Raw genomic sequence first — 6,109 nt, forward strand, 5'->3', positions numbered from 1 at the left:
AGGGGGGGAACTGCATGCGGGATCCGGGGGGAGACCACACATGACGGTGCTCGGAGACGGGACCGCCGCACTGTACGACACGGGCCCGGTGCCCGGACCCGGCGGCTGGCCGGTCACCTACGAGCAGGTCGCGACGGGCAACCTGCCGGTGGTCGACCCGCCGTCGCCGATCCCGAGGCTGAGCGCGGGACTGCGGCTGCACGGCGAGTACCAGGGGTCGGGATTCACCGAGCCCAAGTACATCGCCCGTCGGGGGGACGGGCAGGTCGTGCAGCTGTCCAGGCTGCTGTACCTGGTGGCGTCGTCGGTCGACGGCGTCCGCGATGCCGAGGCCATCGCCCACCGGGTCAGCGCCCGCTTCGGCCGCGAGGTCAGCGGGGAGAACATCCGCTACCTCGTCGAGAAGAAGCTCGAACCGCTGGGAGTGACGGTCCCGGACGGCCAGGAGGACGACGAGGTCGACGCCCCGCGCTCCGACCTGCTGCTCGCCCTCAAGGGCCACCGGGTGATCTTCGACGAGCGGCGTACGGCGAAGATCGCCCGTTCGCTGGCCTGGCTGCACCGACCGGTGGTGGTGGCCCTGGTGCTGGCCGCGGTCGTCGGCATGGACGTCTGGCTGTTCGGGTTCTTCGGGGCGATAGAACCCGTCCTGGAGGTGCTCGACCAGCCCGTCCTGATCCTCGTCGTCTTCGTGCTCACCGTGGCCTCCCTCGTCTTCCACGAGTTCGGCCACGCCTCCGCGTGCAGATACGGCGGAGCCCGCCCCGGCTGTATCGGGTGCGGGCTCTTCCTCATCTGGCCCTCGATGTACACCGACGTCACCGACGTCTACCGGATCGGCCGGGCCGGCCGGCTCCGCACCGACCTCGGCGGCGTCTACTTCAACATCGTCTTCATGCTGGCCATGGCCGGTGCCTACTTCGCCACCGGGGCGCAGTTCTTCCTGGCCACGGTCTACCTCGGGCACTTCGAGATCCTGGAACAGCTGATGCCGGCCGTACGGCTGGACGGCTACTACATCCTCGGCGACCTGGCCGGGGTCCCGGACCTGTACGGCAAGATCAAGCCGATCCTGCTGGCCCTGGTGCCGGGGCCGCGGGGGGACAAGGCCCGCGAGGAGGTCGCCGGGCTGAAGAAGTCGGCGCGCGCCATCGTCGCCACCTGGGTGCTGACGATGGTCCCGCTGATCATCGGCGAACTCGGGTACGCGCTGTGGAACCTGCCGCGGATCCTCACCACCATGACCCGCTCCCTGACCGAGCAACTCGTCGGCACCGGATCGGCGTTCGTGGACGGGAAGATCGTCGAGGGGCTGGTCGGGACCATCGGCAGCGTGATGCTGCTGTGCCCGATGGCCGGTGTCGTCTATCTGTCCGTGAAGATCGGCGGGCGGCTCATCCGGGCCGCGAAACGCACCACGGCGGGCCGGCCGAGGCTCAGGATCGCGGTCTGCGCCCTCGCCCTCGCCGCGCTCACCGGTCTCAGCTACGCCTGGGTCTCCGGGGTGACGCCGAAGCCGCTGCCCAAGCAGCCGCCGATCGCGCCGATCCTGCAGCCGGGGGTGCCGACCGAGGCACCGCCGGCCCGGCAGGCCACGACCCCGGACCGCCCGACGGGATCCGGCAGCCCGTCGGACCCGGCGGCCGGTGCGCCGGCCGCCTCGGCCGGGGCGAGCGCCGGGCCCTCGCCGACGGAGTCCTCGCGCGAGGCGTCCGCCTCGGCGTCGCCGTCCGCCTCGGTACCGGGCGGTGCCGGCGACGGTGCCTCCAGGTCGCCGGTGCCGTCCAGCGGGGGAACGGTCGCCGATCCGGTGCCCTCGCCCTCCGACGGGCCCGGCACGACGGAGCCCGAGCCGTCGCCCACACCGTCGGAGAGCGTTCCGGTGTCCCCGACGCCCAGCCCGTCCCCGCCGCCGGCCAGCGACTCGCCCAGCCCGGCCCCGGCCACGTCCTGACGAGCGGCCCCGGGCCGTCGTACGGCCACCGCGCGGGCCGGTCCGCGGGCCACCAGCACGCGGCCGGCCGGCGCGCGGCCACCGAACCACCTACCGCAGAAGCACAGGAGCACGGGAGCATCCATGAGCAGTCACCGAAAACCACGCACCACCTCAGGCCCGCTCACCCGGCGGGCCGTCCGGATCGGCCTGTTCGCCGCCGGGGTCGCCGGCGCGGCCACCGCGCTGCCCGCACAGGCGGCCACCGCCGTGCCGCACGCCGCGGTCGCCTCCGACCATGTCTTCAGCCACGCCGACCGCGGCCACCACACCCAGGTCCGGGACTCGTTCACGGTCCGTCAGTTCGGCAAGGTCAACGCCGCCGCCGTACGCAACCAGGCCAACGCCGTCTCGGCCGGCTGCTCGGCGGACGACCACTGCCGTTCGGTCGCGCTGTCCTTCCAGATCGTCACGGTCGCCGGGGAGCACACGCGGCTGAACGCGGTGAACCTCAGCGACGCCGCCAACAAGGAGTGCACGGGCTGCCAGACCCTGGCCGGTGCCTACCAGTTCGTGGTCGCCACGCCCAACCCGCTGCTGCTCGACGCCACCGCGCGGGGCAAGCTCGCCGACATCCACCGCCGGCTCGACGAGCTGAGCCGCTCCACGCTGCCCGCCGACGAGCTGCGCACGCGGGCCGACGGGCTCGCCGCCGAGGTCACCACCGTCCTGCACGACGCGGTCGCGAACGCCCCGAAGGGCGACCCGCACGCCGACGTCACCCTGCACCGCCACCTGGACGGCTGGCCGGGCCGCTGACCCCCTGCCCCGCCGCTCCGCGCACCGGCCGCCCGGCCCACCACCGCCTCCGGCGGGCCGGGCGGCCGGCCGCGCGCGCCGCCGGAGGCCCGGGCGTGTCCATTGACAGGGGGCAGGTGCGGACGGAGACTCGGGAGAACCGGGTGAAGGAAGTTTCACCAGACGAACAGTCGCACCAGGTGAACGCCGCAGTCCCCGCAGCGGGCGACGACGCCCCGTCCACGGAAGGAACGACCGATGCGCACCACCGTCGGCATCATCGGAGCCGGACCCGCCGGGCTCCTGCTCGCCCGGCTGCTGCACAACGCCGGCATCGACTCGGTCGTCCTGGAGAGCCGCGACCGCTCCTACGTGGAACACCGCCAGCGCGCCGGGATCCTGGAGCAGGGCACGGTGGACGTGCTGCGCGCGGCCGGCGCCGGGGAGCGGATGGACCGCGAGGGCCTGCGCCACGACGGCATCGAGCTGCGGTTCGCCGGACAGCGCCACCGCGTGGACTTCCCCGGGCTCACCGGCGGGCGGTCCGTGACGGTCTACGCCCAGACCGAGGTCTGCAAGGACCTCATCGCCCTCCAGCTCAAGGAGGGCGGCCCATTGCTCTTCGAGGCGGAGGCGCTGGCGGTGGAGGGCGCCGAGAGCGAGCGGCCGCGGGTGCGGTTCCGGCACGAGGGGCGGGAGGACGTGCTGGAGTGCGCGTACGTCGTGGGCTGCGACGGCTTCTGGGGGGTGGCCCGCGGCGCGTTCCCCGAGTCCCTCTCCCGGGTCTTCGAGCGCACCTACCCCTACGCCTGGCTGGGCATCCTCGCCGACGTCGCCCCCTCCCACGACGAGCTGGTCTACGCCCGCCACGACCGCGGCTTCGCCCTCCTGTCGATGCGCTCCCCGTCCGTCTCCCGCCTCTACCTCCAGGTCCCGGCCGACACGGACGCCGAGGACTGGACCGACGAGGCGATCTGGGACGAGCTGGAACGGCGTCTGGAGACCGACGACGACTGGCGCCTCGCGCGCGGGCCGATCACCCAGAAGTCGGTCACACCCATGCGGTCGTACGTCCACGAGCCCATGCGGCACGGCCGGGTCCTCCTCGCCGGGGACGCCGCCCACATCGTGCCGCCGACCGGTGCCAAGGGGCTGAACCTCGCCGTCGGTGACGTCGTCACCCTCGCCCGCGCCCTCGCCCACGAGCGGGAGACGGGTTCGCCCGAGCTCCTGGAGACCTACTCGGCGACCTGCCTGCGCCGGGTCTGGCAGGCCGAGCGGTTCTCGTACGACATGACGACCCTGCTGCACCGCGGCCCCGGGGACACCCCCTTCGACGCCCGGCTCCAGCTGGCCCGGCTCGGCCGGATCGCCGCCAACCGGGCGGCCGAGACCGACCTGGCGGAGGCGTACACGGGCTTCCCGCTGGACGCCTGAGGCATCTCCGGCCGGTTCCGGCCATGTAGCGACTCGGTCATGGAATGAAGCCCTCCATGGCCGGGAATGAGGGGTCCGCGTAGCGTGTTGCGCAGCACGGCGAGGGAAAGATCCTCCCCAGGCACTAGGGTCATCCTTTTGCCAATCCATTACTCTTGACGCCAAGGCCACCCACCGTGGCCATGGAGGAGCGAAATGAGGAGCAGTAACCCGGTCTTCTCGCGACGGGGGTTCAGCCGCGACAACGGCTACGCGGGCTTCAACACCGCGCCGCAGGCCGGGTACGCACAGGGCAACCCCTACGCGCAGAACCCGTACGCGAACAACCCCTACGCCCAGCAGGACCTCCAGCAGGGCGCCCCGCCGCAGGCCCCGGCCACCACCGGCCGGCTGACCATGGACGACGTGGTCCTGCGCTCGGCGACGACGCTCGGCACGGTCGCCGTCGGCGCGGCCCTCGCCTGGGCCCTGCTGCCGGTCTCCAGCACCAGCTACGGCCTGGCCTTCGGCTCCGCGATCGTGGCGATGGTCCTGGCCCTGATCCAGAGCTTCAAGCGCACCCCGGTGCCCGCGCTGATCCTGGGATACGCCGCCTTCGAGGGCGTCTTCCTCGGCGTGATCAGCGAGATGTACAACAGCCGGTGGAGCGGCGCCCCGTTCCAGGCGGTGCTCGGCACCATGGCGGTCACGGCCGCGACCCTGCTGGTCTACAAGGCCGGCTGGATCCGGGTCACCGCCCGCTACGCCCGCGTCGGCATGGCCATCGCCATCGCCTTCGTGCTGGTGATGGCGGTCAACCTGCTGTTGGTCGCGTTCGGCGTCGCCGAGAACGGCGGGCTGCGCAGCTTCGGTCCGCTCGGTGCGATCGTCGGCATCATCGCGATCCTGCTCGGCGCGTTCTTCCTGACCCTCGACTTCAAGCAGATCGAGGACGGCATCGCGTACGGCGCCCCGAAGAACGAGGCCTGGCTGGCCGCGTTCGGCCTCACCCTGACGCTGGTGTGGATCTACGTCGAGATGCTGCGCCTGGTGGCGATCTTCAGCAGCAACGACTAGCGCCCGTAAGGGAGCAAGTGAACCGAGAAGGGCCCCGGGGCACCCCCGGGGCCCTTCCTCGTCTGTGCGCGCCTAGAGAAGTTTGCGCGCGGCCCTCCTCAGGTCGTACTCGTGGATCAACGCCTTCGCGTGGCCGTACGCGAGGTTGTGCTCGTGGCGGAGCCAGCTGACCTTCTCCTCGAAGCGGAAGAGGGACGGGCCTTCGGCGACGGTACGCAGCCAGTCGGACACTTCACGACCGGTGCAGTGGGGGATGCGGGCGAGCATGTTGCGATGGGTCTCCTCGGAGAAGACTTGGGACATCGGCGCCTCCGGTGCGCAAAGGGGGTTGTAGCCGGTCCTTCACGTCACCGTGCCTGAGTGTTGGCGTGTTGGCAACAGTCGGGACAGGACAGCCGACGTCAGGCGTTACGCTCACGGCGTGGTTGATACGACGCCTCTTACCCGTGCCGTGGAGCATTTCGCCGACAAGTTGAGGGCGGCGCCGCAGAGTCGGCTGCAGAGGGGGGCGGCCGCGGAGGCGCTGGCGCTGGCCAGGCAGTTGGCCGACTGGGCGCAGGATGTCGAGGAGCCGGGCGGCGAGGCCCGGGAGATGCCGGACGCGGGGATGTTCGCGGTCGCCGACCAAATCACGGTGGCCGGGAACGACTTGGCGGTGGTCCTGGAGAGCGACGCGGAGGTGGAGGACGCGGTGCGCCTGGTGGAGGAGGCCCAGAAACGGGCGGGGGTCTGAGGGCCGGAGGGTGCGTTGCCGGGTGCGGGTGCGTGGGGGTCGCTCGCGCAGTTCCCCGCGCCCCTGAAGGTGCGCGGGGGGGCCCGCCCCGCGGGTATGTGGGGCCGGGGGGCGGGCGGCCCCCCCCCCCCCGCCCGCTACGCAGAGAACAC

General features: G+C 72.2%; 6 protein-coding genes. 5 read left to right on the forward strand and 1 reads right to left on the reverse strand.

Annotation, left to right across the window (positions count from 1 at the left end; genetic code table 11):
• Positions 1 to 40 precede the first annotated feature (40 nt).
• The 4 genes from ABZ642_RS31700 to ABZ642_RS31715 all read left to right on the forward strand — a co-directional run bounded on the left by ABZ642_RS31700 (position 41) and on the right by ABZ642_RS31715 (position 5,224).
• Positions 41 to 1,954: a hypothetical protein gene (locus ABZ642_RS31700; protein ID WP_360490066.1), complete on the forward strand. Its 1,914-nt coding sequence runs from the start codon at positions 41 to 43 to the stop codon at positions 1,952 to 1,954.
• 123 nt (positions 1,955 to 2,077) lie between these two features.
• Positions 2,078 to 2,752 (forward strand): hypothetical protein, encoded by a 675-nt coding sequence (locus ABZ642_RS31705; RefSeq protein ID WP_360490068.1) that lies wholly within the window; start codon positions 2,078 to 2,080, stop codon positions 2,750 to 2,752.
• A 237-nt stretch (positions 2,753 to 2,989) separates the two neighbouring features.
• Complete coding sequence (locus ABZ642_RS31710) at positions 2,990 to 4,168, forward strand: 4-hydroxybenzoate 3-monooxygenase (RefSeq protein WP_360490070.1); 1,179 nt, start codon at positions 2,990 to 2,992, stop codon at positions 4,166 to 4,168.
• A gap of 195 nt (positions 4,169 to 4,363) precedes the next feature.
• On the forward strand, positions 4,364 to 5,224 hold the full coding sequence (locus ABZ642_RS31715) for a Bax inhibitor-1/YccA family protein (protein WP_360490072.1): 861 nt from the start codon (positions 4,364 to 4,366) through the stop codon (positions 5,222 to 5,224).
• Positions 5,225 to 5,296: 72 nt separating this feature from the next.
• On the opposite strand, the gene ABZ642_RS31720 is transcribed toward ABZ642_RS31715, so the two are convergent.
• Positions 5,297 to 5,527, reverse strand: coding sequence for a DUF4287 domain-containing protein (locus tag ABZ642_RS31720; RefSeq protein ID WP_351706537.1), 231 nt, complete (start codon positions 5,525 to 5,527; stop codon positions 5,297 to 5,299).
• A 118-nt stretch (positions 5,528 to 5,645) separates the two neighbouring features.
• Here ABZ642_RS31720 and ABZ642_RS31725 point away from each other — a divergent pair, with 118 nt between their 5' ends.
• On the forward strand, positions 5,646 to 5,957 hold the full coding sequence (locus tag ABZ642_RS31725; protein ID WP_360490074.1) for a hypothetical protein: 312 nt from the start codon (positions 5,646 to 5,648) through the stop codon (positions 5,955 to 5,957).
• The last annotated feature ends 152 nt before the right edge of the window (positions 5,958 to 6,109 follow it).

It is taken from the genome of Streptomyces sp. NPDC007157 (assembly GCF_040634235.1).
Taxonomy (GTDB): domain Bacteria; phylum Actinomycetota; class Actinomycetes; order Streptomycetales; family Streptomycetaceae; genus Streptomyces.

Excerpts from the sequence above, each read along its gene's own strand:
- ABZ642_RS31700 (WP_360490066.1), top strand. The coding sequence starts at position 41 with ATGACGGTGCTCGGAGACGGGACCGCCGCACTGTACGACACGGGCCCG.
- ABZ642_RS31705 (WP_360490068.1), top strand. The coding sequence starts at position 2,078 with ATGAGCAGTCACCGAAAACCACGCACCACCTCAGGCCCGCTCACCCGG.
- ABZ642_RS31710 (WP_360490070.1), top strand. The coding sequence starts at position 2,990 with ATGCGCACCACCGTCGGCATCATCGGAGCCGGACCCGCCGGGCTCCTG.
- ABZ642_RS31715 (WP_360490072.1), top strand. The coding sequence starts at position 4,364 with ATGAGGAGCAGTAACCCGGTCTTCTCGCGACGGGGGTTCAGCCGCGAC.
- ABZ642_RS31720 (WP_351706537.1), bottom strand. The coding sequence starts at position 5,527 with ATGTCCCAAGTCTTCTCCGAGGAGACCCATCGCAACATGCTCGCCCGC.